Annotated in this window: 25 protein-coding genes and 1 tRNA gene; 8 read left to right on the forward strand and 18 right to left on the reverse strand. The window is 60.8% G+C overall.

What is annotated here, in order from left to right:
• Positions 1-51 precede the first annotated feature (51 nt).
• The 4 genes from NDI72_RS11345 to NDI72_RS11360 all read right to left on the reverse strand — a co-directional run bounded on the left by NDI72_RS11345 (position 52) and on the right by NDI72_RS11360 (position 1,823).
• Entirely contained in the window at positions 52-561 is a 510-nt protein-coding gene (locus NDI72_RS11345; RefSeq protein WP_113153361.1) for a Dps family protein, read from the reverse strand.
• Between the two features lie 89 nt (positions 562-650).
• A complete protein-coding gene (locus NDI72_RS11350) occupies positions 651-839 on the reverse strand; it encodes a hypothetical protein (RefSeq protein ID WP_206546057.1) in 189 nt (62 codons plus the stop codon).
• 189 nt (positions 840-1,028) lie between these two features.
• A complete protein-coding gene (locus tag NDI72_RS11355) occupies positions 1,029-1,475 on the reverse strand; it encodes a hypothetical protein (protein WP_113153362.1) in 447 nt (148 codons plus the stop codon).
• Positions 1,476-1,484: 9 nt separating this feature from the next.
• Positions 1,485-1,823, reverse strand: a complete 339-nt coding sequence (locus NDI72_RS11360) for an ElaB/YgaM/YqjD family protein (protein WP_206546056.1) — start codon at positions 1,821-1,823, stop codon at positions 1,485-1,487.
• Positions 1,824-1,988: 165 nt separating this feature from the next.
• Here NDI72_RS11360 and NDI72_RS11365 point away from each other — a divergent pair, with 165 nt between their 5' ends.
• Positions 1,989-3,137 (forward strand): AI-2E family transporter, encoded by a 1,149-nt coding sequence (locus tag NDI72_RS11365; protein WP_222474129.1) that lies wholly within the window; start codon positions 1,989-1,991, stop codon positions 3,135-3,137.
• Here NDI72_RS11365 and NDI72_RS11370 read toward each other — a convergent pair.
• On the reverse strand, positions 3,067-3,816 hold the full coding sequence (locus NDI72_RS11370; protein WP_206994975.1) for a Crp/Fnr family transcriptional regulator: 750 nt from the start codon (positions 3,814-3,816) through the stop codon (positions 3,067-3,069). The genes NDI72_RS11365 and NDI72_RS11370 overlap by 71 nt on opposite strands.
• A gap of 154 nt (positions 3,817-3,970) precedes the next feature.
• Between NDI72_RS11370 and NDI72_RS11375 the strand changes: the two genes are divergently transcribed.
• Complete coding sequence (locus NDI72_RS11375; RefSeq protein ID WP_113153366.1) at positions 3,971-4,360, forward strand: response regulator; 390 nt, start codon at positions 3,971-3,973, stop codon at positions 4,358-4,360.
• A gap of 64 nt (positions 4,361-4,424) precedes the next feature.
• Here NDI72_RS11375 and NDI72_RS11380 read toward each other — a convergent pair whose 3' ends face one another.
• Positions 4,425-4,976: a sigma-70 family RNA polymerase sigma factor gene (locus tag NDI72_RS11380; RefSeq protein ID WP_113153367.1), complete on the reverse strand. Its 552-nt coding sequence runs from the start codon at positions 4,974-4,976 to the stop codon at positions 4,425-4,427.
• A 5-nt stretch (positions 4,977-4,981) separates the two neighbouring features.
• On the reverse strand, positions 4,982-5,188 hold the full coding sequence (locus tag NDI72_RS11385) for a NepR family anti-sigma factor (RefSeq protein WP_113153368.1): 207 nt from the start codon (positions 5,186-5,188) through the stop codon (positions 4,982-4,984).
• A 202-nt stretch (positions 5,189-5,390) separates the two neighbouring features.
• Between NDI72_RS11385 and NDI72_RS11390 the strand changes: the two genes are divergently transcribed.
• The 3 genes from NDI72_RS11390 (at position 5,391) to NDI72_RS11400 (ending at position 6,915) form a co-directional block, all read left to right on the forward strand.
• Positions 5,391-6,185, forward strand: coding sequence for a response regulator (locus NDI72_RS11390; protein WP_206546055.1), 795 nt, complete (start codon positions 5,391-5,393; stop codon positions 6,183-6,185).
• A 132-nt stretch (positions 6,186-6,317) separates the two neighbouring features.
• Positions 6,318-6,485 (forward strand): DUF1328 domain-containing protein, encoded by a 168-nt coding sequence (locus NDI72_RS11395; protein WP_113153370.1) that lies wholly within the window; start codon positions 6,318-6,320, stop codon positions 6,483-6,485.
• A gap of 88 nt (positions 6,486-6,573) precedes the next feature.
• A complete protein-coding gene (locus tag NDI72_RS11400; protein WP_113153371.1) occupies positions 6,574-6,915 on the forward strand; it encodes a hypothetical protein in 342 nt (113 codons plus the stop codon).
• 84 nt (positions 6,916-6,999) lie between these two features.
• On the opposite strand, the gene phoB is transcribed toward NDI72_RS11400, so the two are convergent.
• The 7 genes from phoB to NDI72_RS11435 form a co-directional block, all read right to left on the reverse strand.
• Entirely contained in the window at positions 7,000-7,686 is a 687-nt protein-coding gene (gene phoB, locus NDI72_RS11405) for a phosphate regulon transcriptional regulator PhoB (protein WP_204360881.1), read from the reverse strand.
• 36 nt (positions 7,687-7,722) lie between these two features.
• The gene (gene phoU, locus NDI72_RS11410; protein WP_113153373.1) at positions 7,723-8,433 is read right to left on the reverse strand and encodes a phosphate signaling complex protein PhoU; all 711 of its coding nucleotides are present in this window, start codon (positions 8,431-8,433) and stop codon (positions 7,723-7,725) included.
• Between the two features lie 34 nt (positions 8,434-8,467).
• Positions 8,468-9,283 (reverse strand): phosphate ABC transporter ATP-binding protein PstB, encoded by an 816-nt coding sequence (gene pstB, locus NDI72_RS11415; protein ID WP_113153374.1) that lies wholly within the window; start codon positions 9,281-9,283, stop codon positions 8,468-8,470.
• Positions 9,284-9,297: 14 nt separating this feature from the next.
• Positions 9,298-10,617 (reverse strand): phosphate ABC transporter permease PstA, encoded by a 1,320-nt coding sequence (gene pstA, locus NDI72_RS11420; protein ID WP_113153375.1) that lies wholly within the window; start codon positions 10,615-10,617, stop codon positions 9,298-9,300.
• A complete protein-coding gene (pstC, locus tag NDI72_RS11425) occupies positions 10,614-12,086 on the reverse strand; it encodes a phosphate ABC transporter permease subunit PstC (RefSeq protein ID WP_206548452.1) in 1,473 nt (490 codons plus the stop codon). Before pstC ends, pstA begins: the two co-directional genes overlap by 4 nt.
• 106 nt (positions 12,087-12,192) lie before the next feature.
• Positions 12,193-13,230 (reverse strand): substrate-binding domain-containing protein, encoded by a 1,038-nt coding sequence (locus tag NDI72_RS11430; protein ID WP_113153377.1) that lies wholly within the window; start codon positions 13,228-13,230, stop codon positions 12,193-12,195.
• A 547-nt stretch (positions 13,231-13,777) separates the two neighbouring features.
• Positions 13,778-17,089: a response regulator gene (locus NDI72_RS11435; RefSeq protein WP_283800521.1), complete on the reverse strand. Its 3,312-nt coding sequence runs from the start codon at positions 17,087-17,089 to the stop codon at positions 13,778-13,780.
• A 267-nt stretch (positions 17,090-17,356) separates the two neighbouring features.
• Here NDI72_RS11435 and NDI72_RS11440 point away from each other — a divergent pair, with 267 nt between their 5' ends.
• On the forward strand, positions 17,357-17,626 hold the full coding sequence (locus tag NDI72_RS11440) for a hypothetical protein (protein WP_162742210.1): 270 nt from the start codon (positions 17,357-17,359) through the stop codon (positions 17,624-17,626).
• Positions 17,627-17,747: 121 nt separating this feature from the next.
• Here the strand turns inward: NDI72_RS11440 and NDI72_RS11445 are convergent, their stop codons facing one another.
• From NDI72_RS11445 to NDI72_RS11460, 4 genes are all read right to left on the reverse strand, one after another.
• Positions 17,748-18,077 carry a hypothetical protein gene (locus NDI72_RS11445; protein WP_162742211.1) on the reverse strand — a complete coding sequence of 110 codons (330 nt, stop codon included), beginning with the start codon at positions 18,075-18,077 and terminating at the stop codon, positions 17,748-17,750.
• 206 nt (positions 18,078-18,283) lie between these two features.
• Complete coding sequence (locus tag NDI72_RS11450) at positions 18,284-18,496, reverse strand: hypothetical protein (RefSeq protein ID WP_222582498.1); 213 nt, start codon at positions 18,494-18,496, stop codon at positions 18,284-18,286.
• 131 nt (positions 18,497-18,627) lie between these two features.
• Positions 18,628-18,703: transfer RNA gene (locus NDI72_RS11455), tRNA-Glu, on the reverse strand.
• A gap of 99 nt (positions 18,704-18,802) precedes the next feature.
• Positions 18,803-19,177: a fimbrial protein gene (locus NDI72_RS11460; protein WP_113153382.1), complete on the reverse strand. Its 375-nt coding sequence runs from the start codon at positions 19,175-19,177 to the stop codon at positions 18,803-18,805.
• Between the two features lie 26 nt (positions 19,178-19,203).
• Between NDI72_RS11460 and NDI72_RS11465 the strand changes: the two genes are divergently transcribed.
• Complete coding sequence (locus tag NDI72_RS11465) at positions 19,204-20,253, forward strand: RluA family pseudouridine synthase (RefSeq protein WP_283800522.1); 1,050 nt, start codon at positions 19,204-19,206, stop codon at positions 20,251-20,253.
• A 196-nt stretch (positions 20,254-20,449) separates the two neighbouring features.
• On the forward strand, positions 20,450-21,373 hold the full coding sequence (gene rpoH, locus NDI72_RS11470) for an RNA polymerase sigma factor RpoH (RefSeq protein ID WP_113153384.1): 924 nt from the start codon (positions 20,450-20,452) through the stop codon (positions 21,371-21,373).
• Positions 21,374-21,435 lie beyond the last annotated feature (62 nt).

Here is a 21,435-nt window from a genome sequence, read left to right on the forward strand (position 1 = left end):
CCCCGACCAATCTGGCCGGGGCTTTTTTTGATGCCGCGCGTTTCTCACACGTTAGTCGGCGATGATCGAGCGCAGCATCCACAGCGCCTTCTCGTGGAAGGTCAGGCGCTCGGTCAGCATGTCGGCGGTGACCATGTCACCCTTTTCATCTGCGGCAGCGCCGATGTCGCGCATCTTGCGAACGGCTTCCTCATGGTCCTCAACCAGATCCTGCACCATCTCAAGGGCCGAGCGGCCCGAGGCGCGAAGCTCGATGGACGTGTCGACACCCTTGCCCGCCAGAATGGGCGCGTGATGGCCCAGCGCACGAACCCGCTCGGCGATGATGTCCGTCGCTTCAAACAGGGCGTTGTACTGCTCCTCGGTCAGAACATGGATCGAATGGAACAGCGGGCCGACGACATTCCAGTGATAGATGTGGGTCTTGATCAGGAGCCTGTAGGTGTCGACGAGGATCTCCGAAAGCCCTGCGGCAATTTCCCTGCGGTCCGCATCGGAAATGCCAATGTCCATCTTGTCGGCATGGGTCTTGGGTTTGAGAACTTCAGCTGCATCGCTCATTGGTCTCTCCTTTCATTGAGTATCTTGAATACGGGAATCTCATGAAGCCGGTGAAACAAGCTGGTGAAACAATTGCGCGGTAAGCCGCGTCATCCAGTCGGCCCGTCCTCGGCGGCGGGCAGCTCTATGGCCTGTTCTTCATCGAGCATCAGGCCATAGACCTCGACACCCCACCAGACGACAGCCGCCAGCAGAAGACCGAACACCAGAACCATGAGAACCGGGAAGCCGCGCCGTCCCTGGCGCGCCTCCTGAGAAGTCGTCTTGTTTTCAGGCATGATCACTGCTCCTGTCTTCTTCCCTCGACCAATGCCGTGGCCGAGGGAGAGTTCCATTGCAGTGCAAAAAAGTGAGCCGGATTGGCTGGCTCAAACCCGGCTGGAGCGGCTTATCGTTTCGTGGAAACGCTGCCCCACGCCAACCGCCTTTGGTCCGCATTCATGCGGACGTCAGGTGTTCCCACCCGACTAACCGGCGTCGCCATCCGGATCTCCACCGCTGTTCTCGCGGTAGATTGCGTAGCCAACGGCCACGAGCACGGGAAGGGCGAGCGCACCGAACTTGCCGGTGCGCGAGAGGAGCGAGGGAAGCAGCGTCAGTGCCGCCGTTCCAGCCAGAACGCCCGCATCGGAAACGCGGCGCTCACGCGCGCGGCGCTGTTCGGCACGGGTCCAGATCCTGAGGCTGACAAGCACGACAAGCGCCATGGCCACGAAACCAAGGCCGAAGCCAAGCGCGGCCTCGAGCGTACCCCATTCGTCCGCAGCGGCAATGAACCCCGCCAGAACGAGAAAGCCAATGCCGAACAGACCCAGAAACGCGGCGAGCGCATAGAACATGGATGCGACCCGCGCGCGCTTGAGCGAGGCCGACACTTCTCCGGTCGCAACGGAGGCAAGCAGTCTTGCCAGCATCACAGCGACCTAGCGGCGCGTGGCGAGAGCCAGCAGGAAGCCGGCTCCAACGGCCAGCGCCAGCGAGGTGAACGGGCGCTCGCGAACGGTGCGGGCCAGCTCTTTCTCCAGTTCCTGCGAGCTGTCCTTCACGCTGTTGAAGGCCGCCTCGCCCTGGCCGCGCAGCTGCTCGATGCGCTCGCCGGCCGCCTTGCGCGCCGCTTCGCCGGACTGGCCACCCATGTCCTTGAGATGGCTAATCAGTTGAGCCATGTCGGAGCGCAGCTGCTGGATGTCCTTTTCCAGATCGCCGGTGGTCACTTCGTCGTTTTTCTCGGTGCGTGCGGATTTCGCTGCCGTGGTTGCCATCTCAGCATTCTCCAATGTTTCAGTTCCAAGCCAACGCCAAACAATATGTGAAGTTCCATTTAGCACGGAACCAATTACCCGGCGGTCTATTTTCTAATGAAACATTTCTGGAAAAGTTGCATGGATCAATCACAAAGCAGCCCGGGGGGCAAACGCTCCCACATCATGACACTGGAAACCGCACTCACCGCGAGCGCGCAGACTTCGGTCATCCTTCTGGGGCTCATCGCCTTTGTCGTGATGCTGCATTACGGGCGCTTTCTGCTTGCTCCCATGACCCTTGCCATCTTCATCGGCCTGATGCTCGGCCCCATCGCAACGCGGCTTGAGCGCATGGGCGTCTGGCCTTCGATTTCTGCTGTCGCGGTGGTGCTGATCTTCATTGCGCTGGTGGGGGGCTTTCTCGTCGCCATCGCCACCCCCCTGACCGCATGGGCCGACCGGCTGCCGCAGATATGGAGCCAGTTGCAGCTTCAGCTCTCCAGCCTCCGGCAACCGCTCGACACGATCAAGGGGCTGCAGGAGCAGATCCGTTCAGTGACCGGCGGTTCCAGCGTGACGGTGTCGGTGGAAGAAGGCTCCACGGTCGAAAGCGTTGCCGTGCTTGCGCCATCGCTTCTGGCGCAGCTGCTCATCTTCTTCGCCAGCCTCTACTTTTTCGTGGCGACGCGCCATGAAACCCGCGCGACGATCCTGCGCCTGTGCTTTGGCCGGCGTCTGCGCTGGCGCGTGGCGCACATCTTCCGCGACGTGGAGAATGCGGTGTCCGACTATCTCCTGTCGATCACCATCATCAATATCGGGCTGGGCGTCGCCGTCACCGTGGCGATGTGGCTTCTGGGCGTTCCCTCCCCCGCGCTCTGGGGCGCAATGGCGACCCTGCTCAACTTCGTGATCTATATCGGCCCGGCAGTGATGGCCATCATTCTGCTGGGCGTCGGACTTGCGACCTTCGACACGCTGACGGCAAGTTTCCTGCCGCCGCTCATCTATCTGGCCGTCAACGCCACGGAAGCCCAGTTCGTGACGCCGACCGTCATTGGCCGGCGAATGACGCTCAACCCGTTCATCGTGTTTCTGTCGATCGCATTCTGGCTGTGGATGTGGGGGCCGATCGGAGGCTTCATCGCCATTCCCGTACTCCTGACGATTTACGCCATGGCCGGCAACATCATCCCCGGCATCGAACCGCCGACACCCGCCAAAGCCCATCGCCACAGGGCGAAGGCGATACCGCCAACGCCTATAGAAAAGGCCGCTTCCCCCCTGAGCCGGGAGTCCAGCCCGCCAGTTCGGCCAAGGCCTCCTGATTGAGGATCTTGCAGCCGCCATCCTCCCATTTCAGGTGATTGCGGCTGGCAAGGCGGGCGATCGTCTTGTTGGTGTGCACCAGAGAAATGCCCAACGTGTCGGCCACGTGCTGCTGGGTCAGGGCGAGTGTGCCATTCTTCGAAAGGCCGCTCTGCCGGGCGCGATCCAGAATGAAGACGAGCAGATAGGCGACTTTCTCCAGCGCCGTTCGCCGGCCAACGGTCAGGAGATGGTCGTCGAGCATGCATTCCTCACGCGAAGCGATCCAGGTGATGTCGTAGGCGAGTTCGGGAAACTTCTTGTAGAGCGAAAACAGCTCGGCCTTCTCGAACACGCATAAGGACATCTGCGAGAGCGCCTCGACCGAGTGCTTCATCTCGCCCATCAGACTGCCCTGCAGCCCTACGAGATCGCCCGGCATCACATAATTGACGATCTGGCGACGTCCGTCTTCCAGGAGCTTGTAGCGAAAGCCCCAGCCGGAAAGTACCGTATAGAGATGCGGATTGTGCGCGCCTTCCACCAGAACGGTCGCCCCCTTCTTCACCGCCAGATCGCCCTTCTTGAAACGACCGACGAACTCCAGTTCATCCCCCTCGAAATCGCGAAAGACCTCGCGCTTTCTCAAGGGACATTGCTGGCAGGGCAGACTCTTGTGGGTGAATTCCTGTTCTTTTGTCACTGACTGGCCCCCGGTTCATTGCTGAATAGGAAAGCCGCATCCAGTGCGAGCGGTTCCCGCAAATCGTACAGACACGTCTTTTTTTAATGACAATCTACACGGGTAATGAGATGGCAAAGAGGAACGAATTCTCTGGCGTCGGAAGGATGTCTGCTTGAAGAAACCTCTGGAGGGCGCCCGCGTCCTGCTCGTCGAAGACGAAGCCATGATCGCCATGAGCATCGAAGAACTGTGCAAGGAGCACGGCGCAACGGACGTGTTCACTGTCGGCACCTTCGATGACCTGGGACCCGACGTTCTGGAAAGCCGGGGAATTTCGACAGCGATCCTCGACATCAAGCTGTCCGACAACTGGACAGACGAGTTCGCCCGCCTGCTTCAGGCGCGGCGCATCCCCTTCATCTTCGCCACCGGCTACGCCTCAAGCCACCAGGTGTTCGAGGCGTTCGGTGGTATCAGGATCGTTGAAAAGCCTTACAGGGACAGCGACCTTATCGACGCGCTGTCCCAGGCAATTGTCGGCTCAAGCGCCGGGAAGGACTGAGAGCGGTCAGACCCGATTGCCCTATGTGCGCCCTAAGGGACGCACGGCAATCCTGGCTCAGGACCTAGGCGATGAAGGCCGTATTGGTGATCTGGGTCGAGATGGCGTCCGGCCCGAAATCGCCCTCACCTGAAATCTCGAGGATTTCCTGCAGGCGCGTTCTGGCGCGGCTCACGCGGCTCTTGATCGTGCCGACCGCGCAATCGCAGATCTCCGCCGCTTCCTCATAGGAAAAGCCGGACGCGCCGATCAGGATGATCGCTTCACGCTGGTCTTCGGGCAATTGCTCGAGAGCGCGCCGGAAGTCCTTCAGATCGACCGAACCCTCCTGCGCCGGGTGCACCGACAGACGTCCGGTGATCGCACCGTCCGCGTCTTCGACCTCGCGCTTGCGCTTGCGCATCTGCGAGTAGAACTCGTTGCGAAGGATAGTGAAGAGCCAGGCTTTCAGATTGGTGCCCGGCTGATAACTGTTCTGTTTGTCCCACGCCTTGACCAGCGATTCCTGCACAAGATCGTCCGCCCGGTCCGCACTTTTTGAAAGCGAAACGGCGAAGGCGCGCAGACTTGGCACAGCGGCCAGTAGATCGTCACGAAAGCCCGGATAAACACTCATATATATCAGTCCTTGTTTCCGGCCGTTTCAGCGCCGCTTTTCTGCTCAAGCTGGTTGAGAAGGTCGCTGAACCGATCCGGAATATCTTCCGTTACCAGGTCGTCGTAATATTGCCTGAGCTTGCGTCCGATCTCTGAGTTTGCGCCGAGCGGGTCTTCATCCTTGCCGCGCCGGGTCAAGCTTCCTCGGGTGTTTGGTTTGCCGTAATTCATGCCCTGTCTTTTTCCATCAAATCTGGTCTCCCAATGACCCGAAACCGTCCGCATCGCCCGGGCCACAACTGTCTCGTCTGCTTTCAAACGCCATTGAGCGGAATTCGTTCCCTCCGACGGGAACATTTTCGCATATGGGGCGTTTCACCCGTCACAAATGCACTAATTCTCATTGCCATGTCTTGAGGGAGACTTGAAATCCATGACCCTGTCAGCGCGTATCGCTCCGCACCTTCCTTACCTGCGGCGCTTTTCCCGGGCCGTTTCCGGCTCCCAGTCCAGCGGTGACGCACTGGTGGCTGCGACGCTTGAAGCGTTGATCGCCGATACGAGCATCTTTCCCGAGGCATCGACCGACAAGATCGCCCTCTTCAGGCTCTTCACATCGCTGTTCGAAACGCTGGACGTTCCGGTCCCCGAAGGCACGCCGAGCTCGGCATGGGAAAAGCGGGCCATGAGCAACCTTTCTTCGCTCGCGCCCCGTCCGCGTCAGGCCTTCCTGCTGGTGGCCGTAGAGAATTTCCGGCCGGAAGAGGCTGCGGAAATTCTCGAGACGGATATGAAAGGCATCAACACGATGCTGCGCGAAGCCAGCGAGGAGATTTCCCGTCAGGTGGCGACAGACATCCTCATCATCGAGGACGAGCCCCTGATCGCCATGGACATCGAGGAAATGGTCGAAAGCCTCGGGCATCGCGTGGTCGGCACGGCCCGCACCCACAAGCAGGCGGTCGAAATGTTTGCCAAGACGCAGCCGAAAATGGTGCTGGCCGACATTCAGCTTGCCGATGGCAGTTCAGGCCTTGATGCGGTGAACGAGATCCTCGACGCGGCCACCGTACCGGTCATCTTCATCACCGCCTTCCCCGAGCGGCTTCTGACGGGCGAGCGCCCGGAACCGACCTTCCTTGTGACCAAGCCGTTCAGCCCGGAAATGGTCAAGGCGCTCATCAGCCAGGCGCTCTTCTTCGATCAGCAGGCGCACGCGGCGGCCTGACAGGCCCCCGCTTCTTCACGCGTTTCTCAAAAAAGCCGCCTCCGGGCGGCTTTTCTTTTGCCCAAAATCTCTCCGGCGGAACCAAATCCGAATGCCAGACGTTTAACCGGCATAACTAAACGGAGAGACAGAATGCTATACTGGGCCCTGATATTCCTTGTCGTCGCGATCATCGCCGGCGCACTCGGTTTCGGCGGAATTGCCGGCGCTTCGGCAGGCATTGCGCAGATCCTCTTCTACATCTTCCTCGCCCTGCTCGCGATCTCGCTGATCATGGGCCTTCTGAAACGCGGTCGCTAAACGGCGACGCACACATAAACGAATGCGGCATAAGCGAACCGGACCATCCATGGCTTCCGTTTCGTGAAGACAATGAAAGGAGAAAGCCATGGAACACATCGCTGCACTTCTTTTGATTGTCGGCTGCTCAGGCAATGTGGGGGCCGGCGACACGCGCGAATGCCAGGAACTGCCCGCCCCCACCCCGGTCTACGAGACGTTTGAGGAGTGCGAGGCGGAGAAGCCGGTTGCAATGCGCGAGCTGGAAACCGAAGCGCCGCAGGTTCTCGCCACCTGCGTCTATGTGGATCCCGCACTTGTCTATGACGATGCGATCCTGGAGTGGGACATCACCAGCAATGGCGAGCTGACAGCTTCCATCGAGCCGGTGACGAGCTTTGCCGTGGCGCAGAACGAGCATGCCCGCCCCGGACACGCCGCCACGAAATAACGGGCCACGAAATAACGCGCGAAGAGCTTCAACGAAAAAGCCCCGGTCGAACCGGGGCTTTTTTTAATGGCTGTATCGCGTCTGTCAGGCTTCGCGGATCGCATAGCCCGCGCCGCGAATGGTGCGGATCACATCGGGCAGACGCCCGTGGTTCACGGCCTTGCGCAGCCGGCCCACATGCACGTCCACGGTGCGCTCGTCGATATAGATCGTCTCGCCCCAGACATTGTCGAGCAGCTGGCTTCGCGAGAAGACGCGGCCGGGATGCTGCATCATGAATTCCAGGAGGCGGAACTCTGTCGGCCCGAGACGGATCTCGTTCTTGCGGCGGTAGACACGGTGCGATTCACGGTCGAGCACGATGTCCCCGACCGAGAGAACCGTCGAGAGCACTTCCGGCTTCGCGCGCCGCAGAAGCGCGCGAACACGCGCCACGAATTCCGGCGTCGAGAAAGGCTTCACCAGATAGTCGTCCGCGCCGGTTGAAAGGCCGCGCACACGGTCGCTTTCCTCGCCACGGGCGGTGAGCATGATGATCGGCAGGCGCTCCGTTTCGGGGCGCATGCGCAGCCGGCGGCACAGCTCGATGCCGGAAACGGCCGGAACCATCCAGTCCAGAACGAGCAGATCGGGTACGTTTTCCTGCAGGCGCACTTCGGCTTCATCGCCGCGAGAGATCATCTCGACCTGATAGCCTTCGGCTTCCAGATTGTACTTGAGCAAGACGCAAAGCGGTTCGTCGTCTTCAACGACCATGACCTTGGGGGCAATCATGGCAGGCATTCTCCTCGGGCAGTCTACGGCCGGTTAGACATCGGATTCGACCGTCATCTGTGTTTCGTCAAGCTTCGGCCGCTGGACCGGAAGCTGGGACCCCGTCACCACATAATAGGCATTTTCGGCGATATTGGTCACATGGTCGCCGATACGCTCAAGATTTTTCGCACAGAACAGGAGGTGCGTGCAGGCCGTGATGTTGCGCGGGTCTTCCATCATGTAGGTGAGGAGTTCGCGGAAAACCGACGTGTACTGAATGTCGATTTCCTCATCCTCGTCGCGCAGCCGGATTAACGCCTCGGCATTGCGCGCCACATAGTGCTCGACCACCGAATTGACCTGTTTCAGCACGAGGCCGGCCATCGCGTCGATGGAATGCGCAAGCGTGCGCGGCGTGGCGCTTTCGCCCACGGCGCCGACGCGCTTGGCAATGTTCTTGGCCAGATCGCCGATGCGCTCGAGATCAGCCGCCATGCGGATGGCGCCCACGACGCTGCGCAGATCCTGCGCCATCGGCTGGCGCTTTGCGATGAGCGTGATGGCGCGCTCATCAAGGTCGCGCTGCTTGGCGTCCATGATCGTGTCATCGGAGATGATGCGCTGTGCAAGCGCCGTATCGGAGTGCAGCAGCGCCCTGGTGGAAGCGCGCGTCATCTCGCCGGAGAGATCGCCCATGTCGCGGATGAGGCGGTCGATTTCACCGAGTTCCTCATCGAAGGAGCTGACTGTGTGCTCGCCCATGGTCTGGTTCCTTATCTGTGCGTTTGCCGCGCCGTCAGCCGAAGCGTCCGGTGATGTAATCCTGGGTGCGCTTGTCATCCGGATTGGTGAACATCTTGTCCGTCGGGCCTTCCTCGACCAGATTGCCGAGGTGGAACATCGCCGTGCGCTGCGAGACGCGGGCCGCCTGCTGCATGGAGTGCGTGACGATCACGATCGTGTAGTTCTCGCGCAGTTCGTCAATCAGCTCTTCCACCTTGGCGGTGGCGATGGGATCGAGCGCCGAGCAGGGCTCGTCCATCAGGATCACTTCCGGCGACACGGCAATGGCGCGCGCGATGCATAAGCGCTGCTGCTGACCACCGGAAAGACCGGTGCCGGGCTCATGCAGGCGGTCCTTCACCTCATTGAAGAGGCCAGCCTTCTGGAGGCTCGCTTCCACGACCTCGTCGAACTCCGACTTCTTCGTCGCCAGACCGTGAATGCGCGGACCGTAGGCGATGTTCTCGTAGATCGACTTGGGGAACGGATTGGGCTTCTGGAAGACCATGCCGACCCGGGCGCGCAGCTCCACCACATCGATGCGGGGATCGTAGATATCCTCGCCATCGAGCGTGATCTTGCCGGTGATCCGGGCAATGTCGATCGTGTCGTTCATGCGGTTCAGGCAGCGCAGGAACGTGGATTTGCCACAGCCCGAGGGGCCGATCAGCGCGGTCACCTGGTTTTCGCGCACGTCGAGATTGACGCCGAACAGCGCCTGTTTCTCGCCGTAGAAGACGCAGACGTCTTCACCGCGCATCTTGAGGGTGTCCGAGTTCTGGCTCGCATCCAGTGCTTCTTCAACAGCAGCATCAGTGAGCATGTTCATGTCCTTCCACTCCGTTACCAGCGACGCTCGACGCGCCGCCGCAGAATAATGGCGGTAATGTTCATCACGGCGAGGAACAGCAACAACACCATGATAGCGCCCGAGGTGCGCTCGACAAACGCGCGTTCGGCCTCGTTCGCCCACATGTAGATCTGAACCGGCAGCGCCGTAGCGGGATCGAGCGGCGTGGTCGGGTAATCAGCCACGAAGGCCACCATGCCGATCAGAAGCAGCGGTGCGGTTTCGCCAAGCGCCTGCGCCAGACCGATAATCGTGCCCGTGAGAATGCCGGGCGCGGCCAGCGGCAGCACATGATGAAACACCGTCTGGGTGCGCGAAGCGCCAAGGCCGAGAGCTGCCGCACGGATGGAGGGCGGCACGGCCCGCAGCGCTGCGCGCGTTGCGATGATGATCGTCGGCAGGGTCATCAGCGTCAGCACGAGGCCGCCCACCAGAGAGGCGGAGCGCGGCAGATGCATGAAGTTGATGAACACGGCCAGGCCCAGAAGACCGAAGACGATGGACGGCACGGCCGCCAGATTGTTGATGTTGACCTCGATAAGATCGGTCAGCTTGTTCTGCGGTGCGAACTCTTCAAGATAGATCGAAGCGGCAACGCCAATGGGCAGCGCCAGAAGCAGCACGATCATCATCATGTAGAGCGAACCGACGATGGCCACGCCCATGCCGGCCGTTTCAGGACGGCTTGATGCGCCACGGGTGAAGAGACCGGTGTTGAAGCGCTGCTCCAGAACCCCGTCCGCTTCCATCGTGCGGATCCATGTGAGCTGCTGGTCGGAAACCTTTCGGCGGCTTTCGTCCACCTCGAGATTGACCTGCCCCTTCACGGCGGAATCGACATCGCCGCTCGCCAGCACCCACACATTCCGTGTCGTGCCGATGATCGCGGGATCGGACACCACCATGTCGCGCAGCTGCGTGCGCACGCCATTGGAGATGAGCCCGCCCACTTCGCGAACCAGTTTGCGGTTTTCGGGATCAACCCCGAGTTTCGCCACAAGCGCTTCGGTCGCAAGCTTGGGATAATTGGCCGTCAGGAGCTTGTTCGGATCGGTCGCGCGCTCGCCATTCGGGTCGATCACGCTCTCGGCGAAGTTGACGTCCAGATTGATCGAGGTCTGCCAGAAGGCGGTGTAGCCATTGGAAACCACCGACCACAGGAGCGCAGCCAGGAAGAAGAGGCCGACGGCGATGGCCGCCACGCCATACATCCTGAAGCGCTGCTCTGCCGCATAACGCTTCTTGATGCCGATGTCGCGCCGCGCGGCGGCTGCGCGGGGGGCATTGCCCCCTTTGTAGACAGCGTCGCTCATTCGTATTGCTCCCGGTATTTGCGCACGATGTAGAGCGCGAAGACATTCATGCCGAGCGTGAGCACGAACAGGGTCATGCCCAGTGCGAAGGCCACCAGCGTCTGCGGAGAGGTGAACTCCAGGTCGCCGGTAAGCTGGTTGACGATCTTGACGGTGATCGTCGTCATCGCTTCGAACGGGTTGAGCGTGAGATTTGCGGCAACGCCGGCGGCCAGAACCACGATCATGGTCTCACCGATGGCGCGTGACGCCGTAAGCAGAAGCGCACCGACAATGCCCGGCAGAGCCGCCGGCAGGATGACGCGCTTGATCGTCTCGGACCGCGTTGCGCCAAGGCCGAGCGAACCGTCGCGCATGGCGCGCGGAACAGCGGTGATGATGTCATCGGACAGCGAGGACACGAACGGGATGAGCATGATGCCCATCACGAGGCCGGCCGTCAGAACGCTCTGCGCCTGAATGAAGCCCGGACCGCCGGCAATCGCCGCGCTGATGTCGCGCAGGAACGGGCCGACCGTGACCATGGCGAAGAAGCCGTAGACGATGGTCGGGATGCCGGCCAGAACCTCAAGCAGCGGCTTGACCACCGAACGCACCCGCTTGGACGCATATTCGGCCATGTAAATCGCCGCCATGAGACCGACGGGCACGGCAAACAGCATGGCCACGAAGGCGATGTAGACCGTGCCGGCAAGAAGCGGGATGAGGCCGAACTGGCCTTCCTGCGCCTCTGCGCCTGCGGCCGCAAAGCGCGGGTCCCAGACCGTTCCGAGGAAGAAGTTGCTCAGCGAAACCGAGCGGAAGAAATGGATCGTCTCGAACAGCATCGAGAACACGATGCCCACCGTCGTCAGAATGGCGATGGTGGATGCAGCCAGAAGGCCCCAGGTAATGACGCGCTCGACATTGTTGCGGGCGCGGCTGCGCGGGCGAACGCTTCTCAGGCCGAGATAGGCGCCACCCAGTGCGATGAGGATCGCCAGCACGGTGCCGATCATCGCCGCATTGTCCTGCATCGCATTCAGATCGAGCGCGATGGGGATCATGTAGTCCTGCGTGTCGGAGGCAAGCGCCACGCCGCGTTCGGCAAGGATCGGACGCAGCTCTTCAAAGCTCTGCGGCACCTGGGCGAAAGCGGGGTCGCCTTCAATCCGGCGCAGGCCTTCGGCAAGATTGTGCACCATGCCCAGCGCCAGCGAACGGCTCGCAATCGCGCTGTCTTCGGTCTGCGCAGGCAGTTGTTCGCTTACCGCGCGGTCCACATAGGCATAGCTGCCAGCCGACCAGGCCGCCATGAAGAACAGCGCCGGCAGAACCGCAAGAAGAAACACCCACCAGCCATGGTAGTGCGCCCGCGAATGCGGCTTTTCAGTCGCGGTTGCGATCTGGTTCTTCGCGCGCGCATTGCCGAGCACATAACCGACAACGCCAATGAACACGATGATCGTAAGGAGAAGTCCCCAGGACACAAAGCCTCCTCGCCGGCAGGAACCGGCAGCGTCATTCAGACCAATTTCGCAGAGACGAAAACGCAGGCGGCCAATGAGCCGCCTGCGTCGTCATGCGAAAACCGGATTACATGGTCTCGCCAGCGGAGAAAGCTTCGCGCTGTGCGTCGCGCTCTGCATCCGGAGCCGGAACCAGGCCGTAATCGGCAAGCGGGCTCTCCGGGCCGACCATCTGGTCGTCGAGGAAGAACTCAACATATTCCTTGAGGCCCGGAACAACGCCGATGTGCGCCTTCTTCACGTAGAACTGAAGCGGACGCGACACCGGATACTCACCGGTCGAGATGGTCTCGACGGTCGGCGTGACACCGTTGATCGTTGCGACCTTCAGCTTGTCGGCATTGTTCTCGTAGAAGGAGAGGCCGAACACGCCAACGCCGGTCTTGTTGGCGTCGATGCGAGCGAGGGTCTCGGTGTAGTCGCCGTCGATGTCGACCGCGCCGCCATCCTTGCGGACCGCGATGCAGGCGTCTTCAGCGGCGTCTTCGTCCAGGCCAGCCTCTTCAGCAGCCTTCAGACCGCCAGCAGCTTCACAGCCAGCAGCGAGAACCTTCTCTTCGAAGACTTCGCGGGTGCCGTGCTTCTCACCCGGGATGTAGGCAGCAATGTCCCACTCCGGCAGGTCCGGATTGACTTCGTTCCACTTCTTGTAGGGGTTGTCGACGAGCTTGCCGTCAACAGCAACCTTGGCAGCCAGCGCCTTGTAGACGTCGATCGGCTCGAGCGCCCAGTCCTGGCCCTGGATGTCGGTAGCGAAGACGATGCCGTCATAGCCGAACTGGACTTCCTGGATTTCCTTCACGCCGTTTTCGGCGCAGGCAGCAACTTCCTTTTCGCGGATTTTGCGCGAAGCGTTGGCGATGTCGATCGTGTCTTCACCGACGCCCTTGCAGAACTCCTTCAGGCCAGCGGAGGAACCGCCGGACTCGACAACAGGCGTCTTGAAGCTCGGGAAGGTCTCGCCGAAGTTCTCGGCAACGATCTTCGCGTAGGGGAGAACGGTCGACGAACCGGCAATCTGGACCTGATCGCGGGCCGCAGCCGCACCGACCGCACCGACAAGGGCGATCGTGGCCGCCGAAGCGGTGAGGAGGAATTTGTTCATTGGAGACAGCTCCCTGTTCGGAATTCGGTCAGACGCCCTCTCGGCGTCGGGGAGCGGAATAACAACTCTGTGTAACAGTTCCATGACACTTACATGTCAGCCCGATTACGTATGAGAAAACCGTTGTTTCTCAGACTATTCGCCCATCAGGACGACAGAAGGCGCAGATCGGACAAGACAGACGCCGTCGCATGGAAACTGTCATATGAAGGGAAGAAACGGGTTCTGGCCGAGGGGCCTGGTCCAGACCTGGCCGAAAGCCTGTTGGACCCACTTAAAAAGCCGGGCGGGGGAAAGCCTGAGAAAGGCAAATCACACTTGGCTGGGTTAAAAACCCGGATAGATCCTGTTGGGGCTCGTTTGGACCACCCATGGCCCTGTGGATCTCCGCCCGCCCGGAAGCCTGATAGGTCAACCAGCGACCAATCATTTCAACTTTAATGAGAGGTTTAAGTTTATTATATGGCGCGATCACGCCAGTCGGCGTCGCTTTCAGAAAATTTGAATAAAAATGTTACCCTACAGGCAGTTAGCAATCAAAGCCGGCTCATTTCAAGATTGAATTTCTGCGCGGATGCTTCACCCAGGAGTTGATCTTATCCATCAGCGCGCGCGGACTGATCGGCTTGGAAAGATAATCGTCCATCCCGGATTCCAGGCACAGATCGCGATCACCTTTCAGGGCGTGCGCAGTCACACCGATAATGGGAACGCGCGTTCGCGCGACCTTCTCAAGCCGGCGGATCTCCCACGTTGCCTCCAGCCCGTTCATCTCCGGCATTGAGACATCCATCAAAACCAGGTGCGGCTGGCTGTGCTCCCACGCCTCAACCGCCAGCCGGCCATTGTCGACAATCTCGAAGGAAAGCCCCGCTTCGCTCAGGATCTGGCGGAAGACAAGCTGGTTCACCTCATTGTCTTCAGCAACGAGCACATCGATGCCGCCCATTGCGGCAACCGGCGGTTCCGGCTCGGAGATGACGTTTGCGGGCTCCACCGCCTCGGTCCGGACTTCCGGCTCCGCAGCGACTTCCACGCCGTCATCCCCCTCTTCTTCTCGACCGCCATGGATGGCCTTGACCACGGCATCCAGAAGCGCCGAGGCGCGCGCCGGCTTGATGAGATGCGAGGCGATGGACAGGTCGCGCGCGCCAAAACCGGACAGAGACTGATCAACGGAGGTGAGCAGCACCACCGGCGTGTGCGCAATTTCGGGTTCGGCGCGGATGGCCTCCACCATATCGAGCCCGTTCATGCCCGGCATCTGATAATCCACGACCACACAGTCGACCCGCAGCCCGAGCTCCGTGGACACTCTCAGAACGTTCAGCGCCTCCACTGCCCCTTCGGCAACGCAGGCATCGAAGCCCCAATGGGCCATCTGCTCGCCGAGGATCATACGGTTGACGGCATTGTCATCGACCACGAGGACACGGGCGTGGGAAACGTCGCCGGGGGCCGAGGGCTGGGGCGCCGCATCCGTGGCCTTCGGCAGCGTCAGGGTGAACCAGAAGGTCGAGCCGCGCCCTTCGACGCTCTCGACGCCGACTTCGCCGCCCATGAGATCCACAAGCCGCGAGGTGATCGCGAGCCCCAGACCCGTGCCTTCGTGACGGCGGGTGGAAGACGCATCCACCTGGCTGAATTTCTCGAACACCAGTGCGAGCTTTTCCCTCGGAATGCCGATGCCCGTGTCCGTCACCGAGAATTGCAGTTCGACCCTGCCGTCCTCCGTCTCCTGACCGCTGACATTGACGAGAACATGCCCCTTCTCGGTGAATTTCACGGCATTGCCGACGAGATTGGTCAGGATCTGCCGGATGCGACCGACATCGCCCACGACCGCGCGCGACAGCCCCGGCGCCACACGCACGATCAGCTCCAGATCCTTTTCCTTGGCCCGTGACGACATCAGGGTCACCACATCGCCGACGGCCTCCCCCAGATGGAACGGACCTGCATCCAGAACAATGTGCCCGGCATCGATCTTCGAGAAGTCGAGAATGTCATTGATGATGTTGAGCAGCGCATTGCCCGACTTCAGGATAATGTCGGCGAATGTCTTCTGCTTCGCCGAAAGGTCCGTCTTGGCAAGCAGTTCGGCCATGCCGAGAACGCCATTCATGGGCGTGCGGATTTCATGGCTCATATTGGCCAGGAACTCAGACTTCGCCCGGTCCGCGATGATCGCTTCCTCACGGGCGCTGCGGAGTTCTTCCTCGCGCTGCTTGAGTTCGCTGATATCGACGCGCACGCCGACAAATGTGCCGTCTTCCGTGCGGGTATCGATCGCCTTGAACCAGCGGCCATTGGCATGGCTGCGCTCAAACACCCGGTGACGAACCTGATAGGACTGGAGATAGCCTTCGATCCAGGCTTCGGGATCAACATCGTAAAGCGCATCGAGGTCCGGATCGCCGCTCTGGCGGAAATATCCCGCCTCATGTGCAAGCAACACCGCATCGCGCAGGGTCTTGCCGGGCTGCATGGCCGGGATCATCGCCGGCAGGGCCTCATGCAGCTTGCGATTGGCCAGCACATAATGATCATCACGGTCATAAATGACGACGCCTGCCGGCAGGGATTCAAGCACTTCTGCAAGCTGCCGCCGCGCGTCTTCAGCGTCATTCTCGCGCTTGCGGATATCAGAGATGTCGAACAGCGCGCCGACCACATAGGGCTTGCCGCTCTGCGTTTCGACACGATGCTTCCGCACGATGCGGTAATTGCCGATGCCCGGCTGCTCGAAATCTTCTTCGACTTCGTAATCTTCGCTCGTGTCGAGAACGCGCTGCTCGCTTTCCTCGAACGCACTTGCCAGTTCCGGGGAGACGAAATCGATCGCCCGTTTGCCCAGAATGTCCGGCACATCATCGCCGAGCGTCCGCTTGAACGCGCGGTTCACCAGAACGAAACGCAGGTCCTGATCCTTGGCGAAAACCGGATTGGGCAACTCGTTGAGAATGGCCTCGGCGAGTTTCGCCTTCTCAAGGGCGTCGGCGAGGGCATCTTCATGCCGCTTGAGCCTTGTGATGTCTGTGCAGATGCCGATCCTGCCACCATCCACCAGCCGCTTCTCGCGGTGCATGATCCAGCGGCCGTCATGGAAGCGGAGCACGCTTTCGAAGGCCTCTTCGCTCTGCCGCAGGTCAAGAACCTGCCGTATCCAGGAATCCGCCCCCAGCCCTTCGGTTGACCAGATCTCCCGCGTGACGCCAGCCCACAAAAGCGCCTCGAACGAGGTTCCGGGCCGGATCACATCTTCCAGCCCGGCATACATCTCGATCATCGCCCGGTTGCTGAGCACCAGACAGTCATCGGCATCGTAATAGCAGAAGGCGTCATGAGTAACGTCAAGCGCCGCCATCAGCCGGGTCAGATGCCCATCCGCGCCGCTGAAGCGAAATGGCAGCGACGCCCCGTCGCCCTCATCATCATTCGCCCCGTTTCGCAGGCAATCCATGGTCGACGTCACATTGTGCGCGACGCCCCGGTAACCCAGAAATTCTCCCCGCTCATCGAAGCGCGGAAAACCGGAAACGGAGATCCAGCGGCACTGCTCCGCGCCGCCCACGAGATCGTAGATGAACTGGCTGAAGGGTTTACGCGCGGCCAGCAGGGCTTCATGCGCCTCAACATCGCTGACCGGATGGAAGGCATTGCGGGCAAGCGTGATGCGCGAGCGGCCGAGAAAGCGCTCCGGTTTCAGCCCCGTGACGCTTTCGAATTCCCCGGAGATCCAGACAAGCCGGTGCTGCCGGTCGGTTTCCCAAACCCAGCCGGCAGCCGACCGAAGCAGTTCGGTCAGCTCATCACCGGAAAATCTCTGCGCGAAACCTGCGCCTTCGCCGGTCTCCAAACTCAGTTGCTCCCTTCAGAAGCACATAGCGATAGATATGCGCATGCACCACGTATGCTCAGCCTGACGGTCAAGCCCTGACGATATGCTAACCATAAAGTCGATTCGCACCAATATGACAGGCGGAGCTTGCCTCTCGCTGGAGTGTGCGCCCACCAGATCATGTCTTGAGCTGGATCTGAACCGGGAGTGAATAGCGATTACAGTACAGGTTCAGGTGAATTCGGCTTTTCTACCTGCAGGGGCATAAAACTTCTGGAGGACTTCATGAAAAGCGTAATGCAAAAACTCGCTATGGCGCTGGTCGCCATCGGCGCAATGGCCACCACCGCACAGGCTGCCACCGGCACCAAGCATTATGGAAAATGCTACGTGAAGGAAATGTACGGCGGGCGTGAAGTAACCAATGCCTATAGCTGTCAGGCTGCAAATGTCAGTTGCCCGAACCCCGAATGGGGCGGCGAATGTACCGTCGACGGCAAGCTGGGCACGTTCAGCGATGGCGAACGCGCGCGCCGCAACGACAAGGCACTATAGAGCTTGCACCGGCGCAATACGTCTCCGCTTCCTGAGGAGCGGAGACGACACGCCAGATTGCCCCTGCGTTTCGCTCACCCAGCCGGGCCGCATTCGGCAGAGACAGCTTCCCTTCCGGGCCTTACGCCCAGATCGCAAGCAGTAGAGACACCGCTACACCAATGCCCAGATTGAAGATCCAGAACATCTTGCTGGAGACTGCCTCGCGAAAGGGCGTCCCCCTGGTCATTCGCCAGCCGATCCAGCCACCGGCCAGAAAAGCCTGCAGCATCAGATAAACGACCAGCACAAAGGCTCGAAGATCCAGCCAGCCTCTGGAAGGAACCAGTTCGGTCAGCAGCGGAAAACTCACGAGCATGGTGGCGAACGACCAGCCCGCGCCCATCAACAGCACGATCAAAAGCGCCTTGACCCAGCCAAGCACCGCCACCCCGTATTGCCCCGCACTCATCCGCCCACCTGTTCAATGCTGCATGCTCGCCTGCAAACGCAATCGCGCATCCGCCGGCGATTCGCCCTGAGGGGCAAGATGTATTGATGGTTTTCAGGCAATTGTGCTGGAAATGCGGTGTGATGTTCTTTCGCCCGCAACACAAAATACGGGCCGGAAAGGATCAAAGCCGACACGCGCGCCGGGAAACCCTGACGTTGCTTCGGTCAGCCCGGGATCTGCGCCCTCAGCGCCCGATCATAACCTCCGACTTCCTCAGCCCCGGGCGAAGCACCCGCATTTCCGGCACGGTTCTTTTCGCTGAGTTGCGCGGGCGATTGATCGTCTTTCACCGTCTGATCATCTCCGGACGCCACCTGATTGTGGGCACAGCCCGCAAGAAGAGCGAGAACAGGCAAGGCGACGCATAAGCGGATCATGGCAATGTCCTTCGGCTTCCACCCAATGACGCAGCGTAAGACGAACGCACGGTTTGGGTAAATGGCTGAAGCATCAGACGGACAACTGCCCGGCCGCACCGTTAATGAAAGGTTATGCTGAAGAGGAGAAGTGGCACTCCCAAGGGGACTCGAACCCCTGTTTCCGCCGTGAGAGGGCGGCGTCCTAGACCGCTAGACGATGGGAGCGCAGCGATTGCGGCGATATAGGCGCGTTCGCGGCCGAATGCAACAGCCGTTTTGCGATCTTTGTGAATTCGGCCAAGTTTTTTTGGCCGACCCCGATCATCAGGGCTGCAACGTAAACCGTGCGGCCATGTTACCGTTCGAAAGATCGTAAAGACGAAGCTCTTCACCGCCATCGGCCAGACGCACATGCAGGGAGATCCGCGCGCCGTCGAGCGACTGCGAAAGAACCCGTGCGCCCTCAGGCAGATCGATCACGCCTTCCATGGCGTCACCCGGCAGGGCAATCGCGGCCGCCGGCTCCTCCGGCTTCTCGCTCAGCGTCTTGTAGACAAAGGCGAGCACGACCGCCATAACCGCGGTGAACAGAATGGCCAGATTGATGCCCATGAAGCGGACCATCTTGCGGCGCACTCGCTCGGCTGCCGGATCGAGCGTCTCCTGCTCCGGGGTTTCCTGTTCTTCTGGCGTGGCCATGTCTCACCGTTTTGAAAGCAATCTCAATGCGCGATCCTGATACCGAAGACCACAACGAATGGGAAGACGCAGACGCAAGCAAAGCGTTCACCGTTGACCCCGAAGACGCCGGAGAGCGGCTGGATCGCTGGCTTTCGGGCCGGCTGGGCGCGGCGGTTTCACGCAGCCGCCTACAGTCGCTCATTCGCGCAGGCGCCGTACGCTGCGACGAAGTCCCTGTCACCGAGACCAAGCACAAGGTCGCGGAAGGCGAGGTCTACGCCCTCATCGTGCCCGAGGCGGAGCCGGCGGAACCGGAACCCGAGCCCATCCCGCTCGACGTTCTCTATGAAGACGCCTCGCTGATCGTCATCAACAAACCCGCTGGCCTCGTGGTGCACCCCGCCCCCGGCAACTGGTCGGGCACTCTGGTCAATGCGCTGCTTCACCATTGCGGCGACAGTCTTGCCGGCATTGGCGGCGTGCGCCGCCCCGGCATTGTTCATCGCCTCGACCGCGACACGACAGGCGTGATGGTCGTCGCCAAGACCGACAATGCCCACCGCATCCTGTCGGAAGCCTTTGCCGATCACGGTCGCAGCGGCGACCTGGAACGCGCCTACACCGCCCTTGTCTGGGGCGCGCCGGAGCGCATGGCAGGCACGATCGACGCACCGCTTGGCCGCCATGCGCAGAGCCGCACGCTGCGCGCCGTGGTGCCCGCCGGTCGCAGCGACGCACGCCACGCCGTCACCCGCTACAGGGTGCAGAAGCGCTATGGAACCGACGGCGCGGGCAATGCATTTGCTGCACGGGTGGAATGCCGGCTGGAAACCGGACGCACGCACCAGATCCGCGTGCACATGGCGCATATCGGCCATCCGCTCATCGGCGACCGGGATTACGCCCGCGCCTTCCGCACCAAGGCCAACAGGTTACCCGAGGAGATACGCCCCACAGTCGCCGCTTTTCCGCGTCAGGCTCTGCATGCTCACCTCCTCGCCTTCCGGCATCCGGAAACCGAAGAACTGATGCGTTTCGAGGCCAATCTGCCCGCCGATCTGCTGGCATTGACAAAGGCACTTGATATTTTGTAATAGTCGGTACAATAATAGTGTCCACCATCTGGTGACACAATGTTGACAGCAGAGTGAGACTTTAACTGTCGGGAATCGTTCCTATATGGGATATGGTGCGGTGCATCAAAGATGATCGCGCTGTTTCCCATCCCAGCAAACGCCAAGACATAAGGCGTCCCCGCATGAGGGCGGATCCGGCAAAGGAGGGTGCTTAATGGCCCAGACATTACCCAGCGTCGCCACGGGCGAAGGCGGTCTGACCCGCTACCTGGAGGAAATTCGCCGTTTCCCCATGCTGCAGCCCGAAGAAGAGTACATGCTTGCGAAGCGCTATTCGGAGCATGACGACACGGCGGCTGCGCACAGGCTCGTGACAAGCCATCTGCGCCTCGTGGCCAAGATCGCCATGGGGTATCGCGGTTATGGCCTGCCGATCGGCGAAGTCATTTCCGAAGGCAATGTCGGCCTCATGCAGGCCGTCAAGAAATTCGAACCGGAGCGCGGCTTCCGCCTCGCCACCTATGCGATGTGGTGGATCAAGGCCTCGATCCAGGAATATATCCTGCGCTCGTGGAGCCTCGTGAAGATGGGCACCACGGCCAACCAGAAACGGCTGTTCTTCAACCTGCGCAAGGTGAAGAGCAAGATTCAGGCGCTTGATGACGGCGACCTGAACCCCGAGCAGGTTTCCGAAATCGCCACCCGCCTCAAAGTGAGCGAGGAAGAAGTCGTGTCGATGAACCGTCGCCTGTCGGGCGATGCGTCCCTCAACGCGCCGATCCGCGCCACGGAAGGCGAGTCCGGCGAGTGGCAGGACTGGCTGGTGGATGACGGCGAGAGCCAGGAAGACATGCTGGCCGAACAGGATGAGCTGGAAACACGCCGCCAGATGCTTGGCGACGCCATGTCCGTGCTCAACGACCGCGAGAAGCGCATCTTCCAGGCACGGCGTCTTTCCGAAGACCCGCTGACGCTGGAAGAACTGTCGGGCGAGTTTGACATCAGCCGCGAGCGCGTTCGCCAGATCGAGGTCCGCGCCTTCGAGAAGGTGCAGGAAGCGGTGCAGAATTCGGCCCGCCAGCAGGCGCTGGCTGCGAAGACACTGGCCGCCGAGGCCCATCGGCAGGCAGGTGCCTGAACGCCCCTTCCGCAATTGAGAATGAAAAAAGCCGGCGGTGACCCCGCCGGCTTTTTTGTTTC

The organism is Nitratireductor sp. GZWM139 (assembly GCF_030068685.1).
Classification (GTDB): domain Bacteria; phylum Pseudomonadota; class Alphaproteobacteria; order Rhizobiales; family Rhizobiaceae; genus Nitratireductor; species Nitratireductor aquimarinus.

Bases quoted from the DNA above. Each gene is read 5' to 3' on its own strand.
- NDI72_RS11390 (WP_206546055.1), top strand. From the start codon at position 5,391: ATGACCCTGTCAGCGCGTATCGCTCCGCACCTTCCTTACCTGCGGCGC.
- pstA (WP_113153375.1), bottom strand. From the start codon at position 10,617: ATGAGCGACGCTGTCTACAAAGGGGGCAATGCCCCCCGCGCAGCCGCC.
- NDI72_RS11355 (WP_113153362.1), bottom strand. From the start codon at position 1,475: ATGCTGGCAAGACTGCTTGCCTCCGTTGCGACCGGAGAAGTGTCGGCC.
- NDI72_RS11385 (WP_113153368.1), bottom strand. From the start codon at position 5,188: ATGAATTACGGCAAACCAAACACCCGAGGAAGCTTGACCCGGCGCGGC.
- NDI72_RS11465 (WP_283800522.1), top strand. From the start codon at position 19,204: ATGCGCGATCCTGATACCGAAGACCACAACGAATGGGAAGACGCAGAC.
- NDI72_RS11345 (WP_113153361.1), bottom strand. From the start codon at position 561: ATGAGCGATGCAGCTGAAGTTCTCAAACCCAAGACCCATGCCGACAAG.
- NDI72_RS11450 (WP_222582498.1), bottom strand. From the start codon at position 18,496: ATGATCCGCTTATGCGTCGCCTTGCCTGTTCTCGCTCTTCTTGCGGGC.
- rpoH (WP_113153384.1), top strand. From the start codon at position 20,450: ATGGCCCAGACATTACCCAGCGTCGCCACGGGCGAAGGCGGTCTGACC.
- NDI72_RS11365 (WP_222474129.1), top strand. From the start codon at position 1,989: ATGACACTGGAAACCGCACTCACCGCGAGCGCGCAGACTTCGGTCATC.
- NDI72_RS11395 (WP_113153370.1), top strand. From the start codon at position 6,318: ATGCTATACTGGGCCCTGATATTCCTTGTCGTCGCGATCATCGCCGGC.
- pstB (WP_113153374.1), bottom strand. From the start codon at position 9,283: ATGAACATGCTCACTGATGCTGCTGTTGAAGAAGCACTGGATGCGAGC.
- NDI72_RS11445 (WP_162742211.1), bottom strand. From the start codon at position 18,077: ATGAGTGCGGGGCAATACGGGGTGGCGGTGCTTGGCTGGGTCAAGGCG.
- NDI72_RS11350 (WP_206546057.1), bottom strand. From the start codon at position 839: ATGCCTGAAAACAAGACGACTTCTCAGGAGGCGCGCCAGGGACGGCGC.
- NDI72_RS11380 (WP_113153367.1), bottom strand. From the start codon at position 4,976: ATGAGTGTTTATCCGGGCTTTCGTGACGATCTACTGGCCGCTGTGCCA.
- NDI72_RS11430 (WP_113153377.1), bottom strand. From the start codon at position 13,230: ATGAACAAATTCCTCCTCACCGCTTCGGCGGCCACGATCGCCCTTGTC.
- NDI72_RS11440 (WP_162742210.1), top strand. From the start codon at position 17,357: ATGAAAAGCGTAATGCAAAAACTCGCTATGGCGCTGGTCGCCATCGGC.
- phoU (WP_113153373.1), bottom strand. From the start codon at position 8,433: ATGGGCGAGCACACAGTCAGCTCCTTCGATGAGGAACTCGGTGAAATC.
- NDI72_RS11400 (WP_113153371.1), top strand. From the start codon at position 6,574: ATGGAACACATCGCTGCACTTCTTTTGATTGTCGGCTGCTCAGGCAAT.
- NDI72_RS11360 (WP_206546056.1), bottom strand. From the start codon at position 1,823: ATGGCAACCACGGCAGCGAAATCCGCACGCACCGAGAAAAACGACGAA.
- NDI72_RS11460 (WP_113153382.1), bottom strand. From the start codon at position 19,177: ATGGCCACGCCAGAAGAACAGGAAACCCCGGAGCAGGAGACGCTCGAT.